This window comes from Dyadobacter sp. CY261 (assembly GCF_021440085.1).
Classification (GTDB): Bacteria; Bacteroidota; Bacteroidia; order Cytophagales; family Spirosomataceae; genus Dyadobacter.
This window is the reverse complement of record NZ_JAKCPW010000021.1, coordinates 17068-33322: the sequence shown is the minus strand read 5'-3', so window position 1 is coordinate 33322 and position 16255 is coordinate 17068. Positions and strand designations below refer to the sequence as shown.

12 protein-coding genes are annotated in these 16255 nt (G+C 41.4%); 4 read left to right on the top strand and 8 right to left on the bottom strand.

The window, feature by feature from the left end; all coding sequences use genetic code 11:
- The first annotated feature begins 949 nt into the window (after positions 1 to 949).
- Positions 950 to 2359 carry a hypothetical protein gene (locus LZD49_RS32300; protein WP_234672380.1) on the top strand — a complete coding sequence of 470 codons (1410 nt, stop codon included), beginning with the start codon at positions 950 to 952 and terminating at the stop codon, positions 2357 to 2359.
- A 152-nt stretch (positions 2360 to 2511) separates the two neighbouring features.
- Here LZD49_RS32300 and LZD49_RS32295 read toward each other — a convergent pair whose 3' ends face one another.
- The 3 genes from LZD49_RS32295 to LZD49_RS32285 form a co-directional block, all read right to left on the bottom strand.
- The gene (locus tag LZD49_RS32295; RefSeq protein WP_234672378.1) at positions 2512 to 3441 is read right to left on the bottom strand and encodes an ArdC family protein; all 930 of its coding nucleotides are present in this window, start codon (positions 3439 to 3441) and stop codon (positions 2512 to 2514) included.
- A 201-nt stretch (positions 3442 to 3642) separates the two neighbouring features.
- The gene (locus LZD49_RS32290) at positions 3643 to 4572 is read right to left on the bottom strand and encodes a hypothetical protein (protein WP_234672376.1); all 930 of its coding nucleotides are present in this window, start codon (positions 4570 to 4572) and stop codon (positions 3643 to 3645) included.
- A 90-nt stretch (positions 4573 to 4662) separates the two neighbouring features.
- Positions 4663 to 4860, bottom strand: coding sequence for a DNA-binding protein (locus LZD49_RS32285; RefSeq protein ID WP_234672374.1), 198 nt, complete (start codon positions 4858 to 4860; stop codon positions 4663 to 4665).
- Positions 4861 to 5596: 736 nt separating this feature from the next.
- Between LZD49_RS32285 and LZD49_RS32280 the strand changes: the two genes are divergently transcribed.
- Positions 5597 to 5809, top strand: coding sequence for an AlpA family transcriptional regulator (locus tag LZD49_RS32280; protein WP_234672371.1), 213 nt, complete (start codon positions 5597 to 5599; stop codon positions 5807 to 5809).
- On the opposite strand, the gene LZD49_RS32275 is transcribed toward LZD49_RS32280, so the two are convergent.
- Complete coding sequence (locus tag LZD49_RS32275) at positions 5760 to 7019, bottom strand: phage integrase central domain-containing protein (protein ID WP_234672369.1); 1260 nt, start codon at positions 7017 to 7019, stop codon at positions 5760 to 5762. The two genes, LZD49_RS32280 and LZD49_RS32275, sit on opposite strands and share 50 nt — an antisense overlap.
- 513 nt (positions 7020 to 7532) lie before the next feature.
- On the opposite strand from LZD49_RS32275, the gene LZD49_RS32270 reads away from it, so the two are divergent.
- Positions 7533 to 8204 carry a hypothetical protein gene (locus tag LZD49_RS32270; protein WP_234672367.1) on the top strand — a complete coding sequence of 224 codons (672 nt, stop codon included), beginning with the start codon at positions 7533 to 7535 and terminating at the stop codon, positions 8202 to 8204.
- Between the two features lie 410 nt (positions 8205 to 8614).
- Here the strand turns inward: LZD49_RS32270 and LZD49_RS32265 are convergent, their stop codons facing one another.
- The 4 genes from LZD49_RS32265 to LZD49_RS32250 all read right to left on the bottom strand — a co-directional run bounded on the left by LZD49_RS32265 (position 8615) and on the right by LZD49_RS32250 (position 13844).
- Positions 8615 to 10162 carry a hypothetical protein gene (locus LZD49_RS32265; protein WP_234672365.1) on the bottom strand — a complete coding sequence of 516 codons (1548 nt, stop codon included), beginning with the start codon at positions 10160 to 10162 and terminating at the stop codon, positions 8615 to 8617.
- Between the two features lie 22 nt (positions 10163 to 10184).
- Complete coding sequence (locus LZD49_RS32260; RefSeq protein WP_234672364.1) at positions 10185 to 11051, bottom strand: hypothetical protein; 867 nt, start codon at positions 11049 to 11051, stop codon at positions 10185 to 10187.
- A gap of 40 nt (positions 11052 to 11091) precedes the next feature.
- Complete coding sequence (locus LZD49_RS32255) at positions 11092 to 12132, bottom strand: hypothetical protein (RefSeq protein ID WP_234672362.1); 1041 nt, start codon at positions 12130 to 12132, stop codon at positions 11092 to 11094.
- Positions 12133 to 12953: 821 nt separating this feature from the next.
- The gene (locus tag LZD49_RS32250) at positions 12954 to 13844 is read right to left on the bottom strand and encodes a hypothetical protein (protein WP_234672360.1); all 891 of its coding nucleotides are present in this window, start codon (positions 13842 to 13844) and stop codon (positions 12954 to 12956) included.
- An 849-nt stretch (positions 13845 to 14693) separates the two neighbouring features.
- On the opposite strand from LZD49_RS32250, the gene LZD49_RS32245 reads away from it, so the two are divergent.
- Entirely contained in the window at positions 14694 to 16187 is a 1494-nt protein-coding gene (locus LZD49_RS32245; RefSeq protein WP_234672358.1) for a hypothetical protein, read from the top strand.
- Positions 16188 to 16255 lie beyond the last annotated feature (68 nt).

Sequence of the window (16255 nt, the reverse complement as noted above, 5' to 3'; positions counted from 1 at the left end):
CATTAGAGCTGGTGCACTATGTGGTGAAAGTGAGATTACGGATAGTGGTTATTGCAGGATTTTTAAGAACAGGCATATGATGTTATAAGCTCAAATGAGAGTACAGGTAGGTGCCAGGAATCGATTAATCTGGAACGAAATTGTTTAATAGAAACCTAGCAACACTGAAATTGTATTTGGAACGGGTAGAAATCGGGTAGAAGGATTATAATGAATCTCGGAGACGTTTATGCCACGCCGTCATAGAAGGTTTCGTTGAGTGCACTGATATATTGATGCGAGGAGCCTGGCAGGGAACTCGAAGGTGGCTATTATGTGAGTGCTATGACTAGGGGGAGGGATCCGTCGACAATAATTCATAGGATTCAAAAGTGATTACTATGTTAGAAATGAAGTAAGGGGACAAAGTAATTGTTAATCAGGAGCTGTGGAGAGATAACGGGTGTCAAAGTGCGGAAGGAAATCGGAAGAGGAAATCTTGTGAACTATCATAGAGCCGCTACAGCGACCTTCTAGAGTACGTGGAGGCCTGGGTGTTCAAACGCAATAACCTAGTGTCAACCCAATGGAGGCGCACGGCATGGCCACAACATCGAAGAATTGTACACGCGCCGTTTGTTCGAAATAACGGTTAGATTGTCGCCTAGCTTAGGTTTAACAAAGCCTTTAAAGATGTTCCGCTCAGGTCGCCCTGTCGGATATCTGAAATGTACCGCATTTGTGTGATTGACGACAGGACAACTGTCGCGATCTCAGGTTTTGTTACACAGTCGGCTGAGCTAGCATACGGCACTTGAAACGAAATGAAATTTGGGTGAAAGGTGACGTATTCGGAAATCTCCGGACAGAGAGGGATCATGTTATTGTCGGCTAGCTAGTTCAGAAAATACCAATTTCTACGCATCATTGTGATACTTAAAAAAGCTCTTGTTGAAAACTTCGGACATCTATGGAAAATACTTCAATTCCTGCATCAAATGCCGATAGCTCTGATGCAGGTAATCAGGATAATGCCAAACTAAGGAAAATCAAGCTAGTGGGTGAGCTAGTTGCCGTACTAGTGGCCATTTCCGGAATGGTGTATGGGGGTATCCAGTTGTACAATGATCATAGAGAGGATGAAATTTCTGAAAAACGGGAGGAAACCAAGCAAAAGGAGCAGGAGGCCATTAAAAGTGACAATGAACTCCAAGCAATTAAGGTCCTGTCTGCTGAGAAAGTAAGCTTAGTTACAAAGGAGATTGAATTGCAGAAAGAAAAGCAAAATTTGGCTGCAATTCAGGAACGTATAGAAGGCCAGACTTTGAGGAGCATCGAGGCTATGACGGGACAAAAGAGATATGAGCTGGATTTGGCAAAGCAAATTACGAAGAGAAATAACGATGAATTGGAATCGAAAATATCGATAGAAAAAGAGAAGACCGTTCAGATAGATAAGGCAAGGATTTTAAATGACAGCGCTCAGATTCAAAGAAATCGGCGAGATTTAGCAGATGCCATAAGCAAACTAGCCACTTCGAGCCCTGGTCAGGATGTTATGGAGAAATTGTCAGCGTTGGAACGGGCGATAAATTTGAATGATGGTTCCGGCTATGTTTTGTCATCATTGTTTAGTATAGATCAGGTACTCTTGTCACAACTGGTAAAATCAAGGAAAATGGAGGAAATAGATTTTATCCAGTCGATTTATGACCAGAACCATGACTTGTTCGATATGAGACTAAGCGTTGCTGCAAGAAACAGGGGAATAGATTTGCTCTTAAATACTAATAGGCAAATATTTGCATCAATTGGAGATAATCTTGGACAGGCTTTACTTGACGGAATGAATAGAGTAGCGTCGCGCACGTTGGGTCGCAGCCCAAGTGTTATCTATGGAAATATAAAAAGAATGTCAAATAGAGAAGATTTTGAGTTTAACTGTCAGGTAGCGCATTTTTTTTTAGAAAAAAGGGGGAAAATATTTCACAGAAACAGGTTTGTGGGTAATGAAGAATTAGGAGTAAATCAGAAAGGAAACATCCTATCGTTTTATATAAAAGGAATTAAAACAGATAAAATTAGGATTGATAGCCTTAGAAACGAGAACGATATAGCTTGGTATAAGCTGGATAGAATGATGGGAAATGTTGATGACTATGTCGACGAGGTCGATGGTGAGGAGCTCACGGAGACGTACATAGATCCTAGAATGTATAGGATCAGGCAGTCGAACAGAATTAATTTTTTAGATGATAGTTGGGTAAGAAAATTTCCAAAATCGTTTATACTTCATAATAATGATAGTGAATATATGCTAAATATTTTTTCGAATACGACGTTCCCTAACTTCGTTCCTAACTATGAATTCGTGAAATGAATATTCATTAGATATTCTCTCAGGATACATGATATTTTTGAGAATACTGAGCCGATAGAATAAGATGACCCTAAGCCATGTCAACAAACGGAATAATGACGTACGGGATCTTCGTGCACTTCCCTGGGTTACGAGAGGTTGTTATGCTCTGCCTATATAACCAATTGAGGCTTACTCAAATATTCAACCGCTTTTTGAGCATGAGATGCTGCCGAGAAGATAAAACGCTTGTCATCCTTCAACACCTTCAACCAAGACTGAATGTAAGCTGCATGTTGCTCTTCAGGCATCGGTTCAAAATCCAGCGCTGCACCAAGGAAACAAGCCCCTAATTCTGCCACCAACTCTTCTTTGGCATAACCATCATCACCAAAGTGCTTCCGCCCAAAGTCACGGTTCAGGCGCGTAGGATGTTTTGTCCAGTGCGTAAGCTCATGCGCCAACGTGCTGTAATAGTCTAGCGGACTACCGAAGCTTGCAAACGGAGGCATCTGGATCTTATCGGCGGTTTGGTTATACACCGCCTTGGTACCAGTATGAATTTCAGCTTTGGTGCTAGCGAAGAATTCTTCCAGCTTTGCTATGCGCTGAGCAGACCCATCTTTTCTAACCGCAGGAGTTTCGTAGTAGCTCTCCGGCAAACCGTCGATTTGCGATGCGTTGAAGACCGTGTAAGCCTTCAGGTATGGAATACGTTTTTCTTCAAGTTCGCCTTTGTCGTTTTCCTCTTCTTTAACAAGACTGTCAGCATAAACGACTTGGGTACCCTTCTCACCCTTGCGGACACTGGCTTTCATGTCTACGGCCTGCTTGAATGTCATCCAATGCGGTAATGCATAGCTTTGTTCTGCCGCAGTTGCCCACAAGACAATGATGTTGATTCCGGTATAGGGAATGCCGTTCCAGCGTTTGGGAACGGTAATCGATCCGGCCAGATGTTCGTTGCTCCAGGGTTTGCGCCAGGTCAATTCCCCTTTTTCAAGGTCGGCCAGAATCTTGTTGGTGACCCGAGAATAAATATCGCCAGCTGGCTGTCCATTGGTTTGTTTTTCGGATATGTGTGAATGGGAATGTAAAGTCATAGTAATCTCTCCGCAGGTTGGGGGATGTGAGTGACCAAAACCCGGCTTTAAGCGAATGAACCGGCAAGAATTTTGACGCGCGAGGAATGCCGAAGGCAGGGGAAAATTCTTGTTGGTGGAATGAGCGGGCCGGGTATAGTCACACAATTCCATCCCCGACCTGCGGAGACCGTGACGATATATTTCCGGCAACAGATGCTGTTACAGTTTCAGGTGATTTTTCCTGGTTTCTGGGGCGACATGCCAGGCATTTACAGAAAGAAAGTCCTCATAGACCCGGTTCATTTTCAAATGCACCAGTCCAGGCTGGCTGCGGACAAAGCCGTGCAGGACATTTGTCGTACTTTGACCAGCAGGGTCATTGTCCATCCAGGTATACAAGGTCTTATAATCGTAGTGCTGAATATACGGAGCTGCGAGTGCCGCATTGGAATTGGCGTGCAAGATGATTGTGTCGTGCTCCCATGCCTGGCAATCTAGCTGAGTAAGAACCGACAGAAAATCGAATATGTCCTTGAAGACATGTATGCCACTGGAGCGGGGGGGTTTCCCCCGAAAAAACGTAATACCTCGCTGCTGGACAAACCCGTTGAAAAATGGATTGCGCAGTTCATGCCCTCCGTTTTCATTTTCGATACCGATAGCGATAAACGTCTTGCCGGTTTTGTGGTTGAAAACTTTCAGCTCTGTCGCGTACCGACGGGCAAGCGACAGTGGGATGCCCAAGCCTTCAAGATATTTGATCAGGCCAATAAATCGGATTTGCTCTACAGATTTGGCAGTTAGGAAGGGTCCGTCTACTTCGTTGGGCGGGAAAATACTTTTGTCGAGTTGTTCGGTTAGAAGCCCTCCCCTCGCCATATTAACAATCCATCGCTCGACATCAACAGGTGTGTAGGCCTCTCCGGCGAATCTTAAATATCGCCAGGCGAGCTCATGAAGATCGCCGCCCGCCGGTATGGCATAGTCATACCAGGTATTTGTCTTGAAATAGACCCAGAAACTTGGCTGCTTCTCCTTGCTGAACGGAGAGTGGTATAACGCTTTTGCCTTGCCACTATGCTGGGGTTGGATTTGAAGCTTGTCCAGAATTTCGGAAATAGCTATACTGTCCGCATGGTCCTTGTCCATTGCGATCCTCCTGGGAAATCGATGTATAAAGGGCACAGGGGAAGAAAAGTTTGTCCAGAACCTTTCTTCCCCGTTTTTGATTTTGTGTTTTTAAGCGAAGAACATTCGGTTCAGGTGGCTATCGAGGTCGTCTTTATTATAGTAAACCATTCCTGAAATCTTTTTCGGCTTGAAGTCATACCTTTTCAGGCAATCCCAGACGGCCATCACACCTACCGTCGTACCAAGGTATTCAGCAGCAGCCCTTCGGCTCATCAATTGCTGTGCATCAGGTTCGTCGATTTTCATTTAAGCTCCTCAATCTATGTCGGGTTCGGCACCAGATGAATCAACCGGCTGTAACCAGTCGTTCATAGGATTTCTATCATAGATTGTCAATTTTACCTTAATATTCCCGAAGCGTTAAAGATTGATTACGTTCTACATAACCATACTCGATAAGGTTTCCTCCGCACTCCTCTTTCATGGCCCGAGAAGAGATTTAGCTGATGGTGCCCGATTCAAATTATGATGTTATTCCTGCGCTGCCAAACGACAATGCGGTTGCGGATGTGACTTAGTAATGCGCTTTCATTAAAGTGTATTTTCTTCCGATTGGCTTATCAGTCTCATACCTCGCGGCTTGCCAGTATTGGGTACCTTTTTTCGGCCGGTTGTTCTCCAAAAATGTCGAGAGCGTAGTGAGTAACACCCTCGTGTTGAAAGATTAATGTAGTAAAAATACATTTACGGTTCGCAAGGTCGATTCCGCCTTTCGAAAGGATCAATCGAGCAGAAGCGATAGAATAAAAGCCATTTGACTATTATTCTTCTTTGAAAGTTAGGTCCCAAATTCATCCGACGGCCTTTAACCTTTAACAAGACAAACATTTCCAGAAAAAAACAACAAGTTGCAGTAGAATTTAGGTGTCGCAATGCCACTTCTCAGGAACAATTCGGACGATCGTAATTTGAACTTTCTAATGAATAGTTGAGAAAGGTTGGGTGGCAACCAAAATTCAATTCTCTTTCCAAAGGACCCGCTATGGACGATTCATATACCCGTTTACCTTATCTCATCGGTTTCCTGAGACTTGAGCAAATATTGAAACTTATTCCTGTGAGTGAATCTACGTGGTGGAGAGGTTGTAAGTCGGGACGATTTCCCAAGCCCTATAAATTGTCTCAGCGAATTACGGCCTGGAAAATCAGCGACATCGTCGAATGCCAGAAGATTTTCTTAGCTTCTCCGGAGTAACTCGAGCCTTCACTAGATTCTTGTCTTTTCCCGAAACGCGATCAATATAATCAGCCCACTGCTGCATCATTTTTATCCGATCGGGAAGGAACATCGCTCGATCGTATGCTTTGTCAATCTTATTCTTAGGTTGATGGGCTAGTTGCCGATCCACCACTTCATGACGATAATTAAGTCTCTCTTTAATTGCGCTCATTGCTAATGACCGGAACCCGTGTCCGGTCATTTTCTTTTTGTAACCCAATCTGCCAAGCGCAGTTAAGATTGCATTGTTACTCATCGGCTTCCCTCTTTTAAAAGCACTTGGAAGAATATACCCATCCTCCCCATATAATTTTTTCAACTCCATCAGGATTTCGATTGTCTGGCTAGAAAGCGGAACAGTATGCGCTATACGCGTTTTCATCCGCTCCGGCGGAATATGCCAAAGTTTCTTTTTTAAATCGAATTCGCCCCAAGTTGCATTGATGAGCTCACTTGTTCGAACGAACGTTAATAAAATTAATCTAATTGCTAAAACGGTCTGTCTGAAAAGGCGAACATCGTTCCTTTCAAGCGCTTTCAACAATTTAGGTAACTCATCAATATCAATGGAGGCGAAATGCCCCTTCCTATATTTTTTTAGCGCACCTCTCAGATCAACTGTCAGGTCTCTTTCTGCCCGGCCTGTAACGACTGCATACCGCATAATCTGGCCTATCATTTGTAAAACCCGATGCGCCAGATCCGACTTCCCCCGGTTCTCTACTTTCTGAGCACAGACCAGTATGTGCTGAACCGTTATTTTTGATATCGGATGCTGACCGATAAAGGGAAACACATTTAGTTTCAGCCGAGATAATACATTTTTTCCATAACTAGGTGCCCAGGTCGACAGATTCTTTCGGTACCACTCCATCGCGATTAATTCAACAGTTTGAGCGTTCTTAAACTCGGCTAATTTCTTCTCGTCCTGTTTGAGCTGACATGGATCAAGGCCACTTAACAGCCTTTCCTTAGCAGCTTCGCTCTTTATTCTGGCATCTAATATGGAAATTGCTGGATAAGGGCCAATCGTTAACAGCTTTTCCTTTCCTTGAAAACGGTACTTCAAACGCCAGGTACGTCTTCCGGTTGGAGACATATCAAGGAACAGCCCACCAGAATCGACCAAGCGATAAGCCTTGTCTTTCGGTTTGGCAGTACGGCACTTCAAATCGGTCAACGACATTGAAAACTCTCGATCTGGGGGTAAAATTTTTAGAGGGTAAAATTTTACCCCCAATTTTACCCCCAAAATGGTGGGATTTGACGACTTCCAAGGAAAGCCCCTGACATACAGGATAAAAGAAAACCCCTTGAAAAACAAGGGGTTTTGACATCTTTTGACTGGTTGTGAAATGGTTAATTGGCTGGGGTGCTAGGATTCTAAAGTATGGGTCTAACTGTTTGATCTATATAAGCCTGAAACTTTCAAGCATCGATTTTACCCCCATTTTTACCCCCAAATCGAATTTTTCTTTAGTGATGTCAATATCTTATAATGACATCAGGAAGCGTCTTTAGGCGTCATATTCCGTCATGACACTTCAGAGCTAGATGGATTTTAGGTCACGATCTTCTTTTACAGCTAACTTTGGACCAGAGGGCGAGAGCAGAAGTCACTTGTAAAGCTAGCGGAATTACAAAGGAGCCATACCTAAGTGCATGTGTTTTCGATCTCGTCGCGACTGGCGATCAGAATATGACCAAGTCTTCTTTATGGGCTCAAGAAAATGAGACCAACAAAAATATTACGGAATTAGTCACTTACAACAATATCGATTACTTCCAAAATGTAAAAGTCACAATGTCTGAGTCTCAGGATAATATTGAAGATAGCTGTCTTGTCAATTATTCGACGGGTAAGGTTTTTCAGTTAAAGGATGGCGCGAAGTATGCGGATCAAATTGATGGTTTGTTTTTGATTTATTGCGGAGCTGCGCTCTATACACCACAAACCATAATTACATGTGGCGGAAGCTGTGGCGTTAGCAGAATGAATGGGATTATCGTAGAACAAAAATGGAAAGACTACCGACGCGGAACGATCGAATTCATGGCATTTCCCAGGGATGATGATCCTACAAATAACAGCCTCGTAGCTCGTAACTCCTGGAGTGCCATCACCTCTTCGGAAACCATTGAAGACGCCTTTAAAAAGGGAAATGGAAAGTATACTGTCGACAATGATTATACATCTTCTAACATCGTCAGTACAACAAATAATTGTAAACCTGATATCCTCATGAATAAAACATTGAGAAGGTTCCTGACACAAGATGGAAGGAAGGGATTAATCAGGTTAAACAGCTTCGTAGCTACTGAAAAAGGATATTCATTAACTTTCGATATTAAGATACAAAAATCGAAATAGGTAAATTCCTCTTGGCGCTTACCAAAAAAACAAAGCCCTTATTCTATGACATAGAAAAAGGGCTTTGTTTTAGTTCAATTATCACATGAAAAACCTGCGCAAAAAAAAATTTGTTGTCTTTAAGAAATAGCGCTCTTTAAGTGGACCCGCTTGCCCGGAATGTGGGCCCAAGTTCAGGCTCTTCGCCACTTTTGAGGGCCGTTTTCTCGATTTGAGCTGAGGTTGCCGTCGCTCTACTTGCTATATAAGCAACGTGCTTCGGCTTTTGCCACGCCGGATGAAAGTAGCAAAGGCACCTGATTCATCCAGCAAGAAAAGCACATATCAAATTTGTTAAGACGTGATTTCGACCGATGCTAGTACTTCAACCCTAACTATAATTTAAGCCTAAGATACAAGCGGTTTTGAATTTATTTTCCCTTTGAAAATCCTCGATTTACGCTCAATTGCGTAGTATGAGGGAGATAAAAAACTATATTTCCACTTCTCTTGATTTCTCCATTTACAATGTCGTTACCATTCGTTTCTTCAAGCATCTTTTTTAATCCCGAAATCCAGTTTCCACAATCGTTTCTATTAGATAATTTCGCAATAGCAAAGGCAAGTGAATCCGTAGATTTATATCGATTCCCAGTGTATCTATATTCCTGACTATCCTGAGAAATATCAAAGTCGCAACTATCTAGTTCCGCGCCATTTTGACTCTGAGGTGAACTACCATATTCAGACTGCTGAACAAACTCATCTTCTTCAACTTTATCTGTTTCTGAAAATATTGGTGCTGTAAGAATCCATAATATAAGAATCACCAGCAAACCAAAAATAAATGGAATTATCGGAAGCCTCTGATGCTTTTTGGCCACCTCTCCGTTCACAACTGCATCTGGCTTTCTCTTGTGTAACAGGCCAGCACGTATTTGTGATGCAAAAACAACAAGCTCATCAACAAATTTCGCTAATACCGATGAACCATTTTGACTTTGACCCTCAGAATCTTCATTCGGGCTAGTTACCACATTAGTGAGTGTGTCCTTACTAGAGTCTTCTAAACCCATCCCGCTCCCCTCTCCTATCGCATTTTCACTAACAGATGAGTCCTGCCGACGTTTCTTCTTCCCCCCCTTGCCCGCAGCCCCCTCTTGATCTAATTCCAACTTTTCAATAATCCTGCCGTAGTTATTAATTTGCAATTTTAACAAATCGATTTCCTTACGTAACTGATTGTTGTACTCATGCAGTTTGTCCTGCGATTCCCGTAGCTCGCTATGAGACTCTATCAATTGCTGATTGGTTTCTAGCAACTGGTCGATATTATTTTCAACTGCATTAATTTCCGTGGAGGGGTCTTTCCCCCCAGTGGAACTCTTGATTTCAAGTGGAATTTTGGGCGAAAGTTTAACTGAACCATACCGTGTAAAGAGCCCACTAACTACATCGTTCGGCGTCTGATCATTAACACCGATTATTTTTTTGCCACCAACCTTCTCAACATTATCTTTTGGAATCAAATAAGCTAAATACTTTCCTCTAATAAATTCTTCAATCCTTAGAGTCATTCCATCTAAATACTTGCTTACCTCTGTAAGATTATAGGGTTTAAAAGCAATAAGATCGGATACACGAGAGAGCAAAACCCCTTCCTTTAATAATATCTCAATCACCTTATCGATAATCGAAGCCTTAAATATCTCGAAATCAGAAAAATAACAATCTTCAAATTCAATTGCAATTCCAAAGCAGCTGCCAGTTCTCCCATTTGCCACAGATGTTAGAATCCCATACCTTACGTATGTATAGAACACTGATTTCTGAGTGTTATTAGCTAACACAAACCAATCTGTTTCGGAATTATTATAATAGGTTGAAAAAATATTATCTACACCTGTATGATTTGGATAGACTTTAAATCCATCGGCAAGAGCTCCAAAATAGTATATGTTTCTTATAATTTTATCCATCTTTTATTTCGCATTCAGATGTCTACCAAATTTTCCACCACGCTTTTCCTTCTATGGAATTATGAATTTCCTGCCATAGCCGCGCTGGATATTGTTTGTCGGAAAGTGCAAAAGCGAACTTCCCCTCACCATCGTCAATAAAACTTCCCGCAGAAAACGGAACAAATGGTATGTGTCCAAACCCCCCTTTCTCCAAAGTGTCATACAATAGTCTAAATGTATCTTGCTTGTATAACGCGTCGCGAAATTCTCTTTCAACTGGTTTACCCGCGTTCATAAAAGGCTGCAGATCGGCCTTATTGCAAACTATTACCACTCGATCACGCTTAGAATTAACTCTTTCCCTTAGAAGTCTTCCTATTTTACTTGTATAGTTGAATTTATCTTGATCTTTTTTAAACATATCCAACGAAAAGAAAATAACGTAAACTTTCCTGTAGTCAGAGTTGATTATTTTGTTAAGGTATACAGGGTAATCTTTGCCAGGATTTTCCTCATCAAAAAAATGTTCACCTGGCGCTTCTAAAATTTGGCAAAATCTACTTCCCATATGTGTAACGTTGAGCAAAAGAAAGTTTATATTGCCGGTAGCAGATGGTGCGAATTTTAAGTTTCTTCTTACTTCTTCAAAAGTTTTGATAGTATCTTGGTATTGGTCGTCCGTTCTAAACGTCTCGTCAGGCCTTATATCGTAATGCGCAATATGAGTACAAAGTCGCAATAGAGTAACAGTCTTACCAATGTTCCGTGGCCCAAAAAAAATTACTAGAGGACCAGAAATACCATTTATTTCTATATGCTGAAGATTTAGAGCAATCTGCGGGTCTTTTTCGAACGGCAACGAGTTCGATTCGCTTGTCTTCTGTTCCGGGAAATCGTTTTCTGGCATCTTATTAAATATTTTTGTTTTCGAAATGAATTAATAGTTGTCAATCCTCGTCCGCAAGAACTCCAAAATACCAAAATAGGAAACAAGCCAAATCGAGAACCAGGGCGATTACAATTGACCAAATAAAACGCGACGTATTTAATTCGCCCTGACTGAACTTACCCCAGGAATAAGAGATATCATCCATTTCAATACTTTCAGGAACTTCGGGCAAAGATTGTATTTTAGAGCTAGTATTTTGCTTAATAAATGGTTCATTAAATAACGAATTAAAATATTCTTGACATTTTTGATATGTCGAATATCCATTCCGTAGTCCAACTATGATATCCCGCTCGCTACTATCCTCGTAATTCTGAATCAAAAATTCAATTCTCTCATTTGTTGTTTTGAATTCCTTTTGTTCAAAGAACATCTCCAGTTGTTTGATCTTTTCATCGATTATCCTAAGTTTCTGGTCTTTAATGGACCTAATTTTTTCTGACATAGCTGTCGCATAACTTCTAAGCCCATTTCTATCGCTTGGAGGGTTGGTTAACATATCGACTTCCGACCCAAGTAAGTGTTCAATTCTGTTTAGTATAATATCTGTCTTGGCACCTTGTCCCAAGTTATTGGGATTCTGAATTTCATTCTTCAAATTTTCAATTTCACTTTCCACTTTGCTAGTAAATTTCGCCTTCCCTGTATTAAGGGTCGAAATCCCCTGGTTTTGTACCAACTCAAATTGATTCTTCAGATTTCGTAGTTCCTTTTGGCGCAATTTATTTATCGTCATAATGTAATAAATATTATGAGTATTGGCCATCAGGATACAAAACCAGAGAAACAAAAATCCTACGAAACCAAAAGCAGCCTTAGTGGTGCGATTTGATATATAGCCTCTACTGGCACTTTGCTTTAGCAGATTTAGACAAAAGGACGCAGTCGCTAGCCCGGCAAACGCAAGCGTATAACATAAAATTTTACTAGTCTCCAATGTTCTAGCTAACGACTCGCCAGAGGCCCAAACGCTCGCAGCGAGGAAAATTAAATAGAAGAAAAAAGATGCTTTTTTAGAGGAGGACCAGGATTTATCCATGGAATTGCTGAATAGCGCCATCGAATTGCAATAATTTAGTTAGAGGTATGGTTAGTACGTATAAAAACCTTCTATAAATTGGAAATATTGACTGAGTTCAACTTTTAATAGGTTCTGAAGAGGTCGATAACAGACAGCCAAATTTTTCAAAAAAAATGAGGCAACCAATAGTTATAAATTAGTCAGCCCATTGGACACGGATCAGAAAAAGTCAATAACATTTGTCGTGACGCTATGACCGCATCACATAAAAATGTTTAACATATAGTGAATAACTAATACGAATAGAACACACCGCAACGGAAACTGTCCTTTGCAAACGCACAAATGCTTTATACGCAAGGTAACATATATTCTTTGCTAACTGCCAAACGTAATATATTTTTTTTGTGAAGTTAAGGGTATAGCTTTAAGGAACCCGCTTCAGGCCATAGTCCTGAAATCTCCTCGGTCAATCGCTTCTTTATGGCAGGCACAGCCTTCTTTGCAAACTTGCTTTAGAAGTCTGACTTTTCAAGCCTAAGACGACAACGTGTCTTCAAGCAGGCATTATCTTTTAGTGGCTTAGAATTACCTATATCGTTTGAGTCCCCCATTCAGTCGTAGATATTCTACTAGTTGTAGAAATTGGCCTCACGAGTACCAACCCTTGCCTCGCAGGCCTTTCGAATGGCAGCCAACAGCTTCTTCGAAAGCAAATGAGCTCGGCCTCCTGTTTGACAACGCCAAGATAATGTGCATTCGCTATTAGGCAAATTCGACATTGTATCCGATTTTGTAATGTTCCCCGAAGGACGCAGCTATTGTCACAGCGTTAGAAGCTACCTGTCGTCAGGTAAAAACTTGTATTTCGCAATTATATCTTTTATAAAATCAAAAATTTTACTAAAAACGTCACCTTTTCCTTCCTTTTTTTTTCGATAAACTTCCTGTTCAATGATTCGTGCATTCCGTAAGACCTCAAGAAATGTAGGATCGTCTTTAAACTGATAATAATCTTCCTGTGCTTGCCGGTTTGAAAGAATCCGATCAATAGAGTCAGTTGGCGCAGCCTCAGCGATATCGTCAGCTATCCTTTCTTTGTATGCAGTTGTTAATTCTTCACGATGATTAAAAATGAAGGCATTTAGATCTACCAATGGCTGTTGAGAAACTGAAATAGATTGCAAGTAGGGAAGATTCGCACTTGTTTTTGGAAAGCTGCTCTCGAACTCTTGTTCCAGCCTACCATTTTTGTAAAGTCCTGCAATTTTGTAGAGAACAACTTGGGCATTATAAGAATCCTGCTGTACAAAGTTAATAATAGTCTCCGCACTTCGGACTCTCATCTCTTCCCGTTGGCTTTCTACAACAATATTTTTTGCATGTGTCCACTTTCCGGGAGAAGTTAACACATTGTCCATCGCGAAATCAACCTGCGCAAAGCGAATGTCCCACAGAGGATCTCTTAAAACCATATACTCACTTTGCGGGTTGTAGTTCTCCAATGTTACAAGCGCTGGGGTAACACCGTTTTCCAACAGATAGTCATGGACGTTATTTTTCATGAATGGATCCTTCAACCAATCGTGAAGTTTACCTTTCTGCACGTAGAGATATTCTTCCAATGTCACTGCCTCTCCGGCATCTTCCGGTATCAACAGATACCTAGTTAACGTTTCTACAAGGAGGCGGTCGCTGATGCTTCTTTTTCTGAAATATTCTTGTGACATCGTTTGGAAAATTTAGTACTATCGAACAACTGATCCCTCGGCAGTTTAACCACTGGCGGTGCTTCGCGATCTTCTAGCTAGCTATCAAACAAAAGACAGATACGACATATCAAGACATGCCAGCCTCGCCAAAGGGATTCAGAAGATTAATCGTGCTTGTAATTTCCACATTTGCAACGGATTTTCATACATGAAAGGTCAAACTTCCCCGCTTATTGGCTACTGGCCAATCTATGCAAAACGATCCACGATTCGCTAAATCGAGTTCCTAGCTCTATGGTCACAAGGTAACGGTCCAAATCTAACTTCAATGTCACTGCTATTAGCTTCAGCAGGCTCAGGTCATATGCGTTACAAGACTGAAACACCTTGAGAGGGTGACCGCCGGAGGGAGTACTTGATATCTCGGATGCCCTGCTCATCATCTCGGGCAACCATGTAAATTATCTCTCGGCCTGGAAAATCAAAGCACTTTGGAAGGTCCCTTAGGTCTGCATCTGATAAAAGCCATAGACTAGCGAAGTCATTCCTTTTTATCTATGCTTCGCCACGGGAATTAATCATGCGCTAGTTCCACTTTGAGAAAAGTAGACTTTAGATATCCCTAAAACAAAACTCCGTTCCCATCCTCTCGGACGTTTCTGAAATTCTTACAAGAGTCCAATAGTTACGCACCGACTGATCCATCAAATATTCGATCCCGATGCATAATTTAACTACAAATGAGTTTACACTATGGCCTGCACCAGATTGTTGCTAATTTATTAATTCTATAATTAGCATATTGACTATGATAATATAATTAATAATATTTACTGGTTACATTTATTCACTACTAAATATCATTTTATGATCAAGACTCTAAGCTTATCGCTATGCGTAGCACTGGGGATCACGGCCATTTTCTATGGCTGTACAAATGAAATAGATCCTGGCGCCATGGTTGCAAATAAAACTAATGCACAATTAAAAAGCGAAATACAAGAAGATTTCGCAGCCTCACTAGCTAAGGCGATGCAAGAAAAAGAAATTCGTAAATTAATAAAGAAGGCATCACTAGAAAAACTTGATGGCGACTTCGATGTGCTATACGCGTACGTTAAGGATCGAAGAGTTGCGGATGGAAGGACGTTCACAGAGGTGCTATCTTCGTACTCTGGCAAAGCGCTCTCTGGTCAATGGGAGCGTCACTTTCCCCTCCTAACAATATATATACCAGAACTCGAAGGTTTCTCGGCAGAGGATTGGAACGTTTCTGATCAAATACCGGCAGTCGCCATATATGATCCAAAATATTCAAAAGAGAAAGTACGTATCCTTTCCCAAAATGAAGATCCTTACGAGCAATTAATAAAAATAGTCCCGCGCTTGCCAGTCGTAGTGGTAAAAGAAAATGAACGTATAGTAGCAAGATTAAAGACTGCTCCTAGCCAAATCACAAATGATTTGGTACAGACTATGTCTACGGAAGAAGTATTTCGGGATGGCGAGAACATATTTTATCACATTGGAAATCCACAGTCTAAACCGAGAGCACATGACCGTTATGCTAGCCAGAACGAAGTGGCACCGATGGTTATCAACGCTTACAATTATAATGCACAATATCACAGAGATTGGATTTACTATCATATTGCACCTAACCTTGGCTATAATTCTGGAACACTGGCAAACTACACAGAAAGGCTACGAGGGGTAAAATTTGCTGATCCGTATTATATGCAACTTTTTGCTGAAGAAAACTGGATTGAAGGGCAACTTGAATTTCACGTCCACCTATTATTACTTAATCGAAATGGAGGTATTGTCACATTCCCAAGAACCTTTTCATGTCAGTTAAGCCAGTTGATGTCTTTCAATCCAACAACAGGTTATACCGCAATTGAATATCACCCTGATGTAGACTTTATCGGCTGGAATTTATACACATATGGAAGTCATTACAAATATGCTATAATGGAATTTGACCCAGGCGATCTGAAGGAGTCACCAGGTTTTGTAAATTCATACTTTGGAAGCAATTTCCCATCTGGTAATGCATCAACTAAAACGGGAATATTCCTGGGAACTCCATTGCCTAATGGCCCAGGCGTATTTGAGCAATCGGCCTTTTTCACACTTCCCCTCTCAGAAAACTCTTGGGGCCTTGGCACTGTCACGGTCTTTTTTCCCAATAATGTAATTATTGCGAGCGGCTTCGGCATTGATCCTGCTAGACCCTACATCTACTCATACGAAACTCAGCCTTTAAATTCTGGGCCACTTTTCCTAAGTATAGAACCAGTTCCGGTTGGTGTGGATACGAGGCCGTTATGTTGTGGCGGCCCATTGACGAGACATTGACCGCTATCTAGTAGCCATGTAGCTTCCGACTATTGGCTTAATTGTTTTTAGCGCTACATCGTCGAACA

What these genes read in the sequence shown, in the direction of transcription:
- LZD49_RS32260 (WP_234672364.1), bottom strand. Translation starts at nt 11,051, where the DNA reads ATGCCAGAAAACGATTTCCCGGAACAGAAGACAAGCGAATCGAACTCG.
- LZD49_RS32280 (WP_234672371.1), top strand. Translation starts at nt 5,597, where the DNA reads ATGGACGATTCATATACCCGTTTACCTTATCTCATCGGTTTCCTGAGA.
- LZD49_RS32285 (WP_234672374.1), bottom strand. Translation starts at nt 4,860, where the DNA reads ATGAAAATCGACGAACCTGATGCACAGCAATTGATGAGCCGAAGGGCT.
- LZD49_RS32275 (WP_234672369.1), bottom strand. Translation starts at nt 7,019, where the DNA reads ATGTCGTTGACCGATTTGAAGTGCCGTACTGCCAAACCGAAAGACAAG.
- LZD49_RS32300 (WP_234672380.1), top strand. Translation starts at nt 950, where the DNA reads ATGGAAAATACTTCAATTCCTGCATCAAATGCCGATAGCTCTGATGCA.
- LZD49_RS32270 (WP_234672367.1), top strand. Translation starts at nt 7,533, where the DNA reads ATGACCAAGTCTTCTTTATGGGCTCAAGAAAATGAGACCAACAAAAAT.
- LZD49_RS32250 (WP_234672360.1), bottom strand. Translation starts at nt 13,844, where the DNA reads ATGTCACAAGAATATTTCAGAAAAAGAAGCATCAGCGACCGCCTCCTT.
- LZD49_RS32245 (WP_234672358.1), top strand. Translation starts at nt 14,694, where the DNA reads ATGATCAAGACTCTAAGCTTATCGCTATGCGTAGCACTGGGGATCACG.
- LZD49_RS32290 (WP_234672376.1), bottom strand. Translation starts at nt 4,572, where the DNA reads ATGGACAAGGACCATGCGGACAGTATAGCTATTTCCGAAATTCTGGAC.
- LZD49_RS32265 (WP_234672365.1), bottom strand. Translation starts at nt 10,162, where the DNA reads ATGGATAAAATTATAAGAAACATATACTATTTTGGAGCTCTTGCCGAT.
- LZD49_RS32295 (WP_234672378.1), bottom strand. Translation starts at nt 3,441, where the DNA reads ATGACTTTACATTCCCATTCACACATATCCGAAAAACAAACCAATGGA.
- LZD49_RS32255 (WP_234672362.1), bottom strand. Translation starts at nt 12,132, where the DNA reads ATGGATAAATCCTGGTCCTCCTCTAAAAAAGCATCTTTTTTCTTCTAT.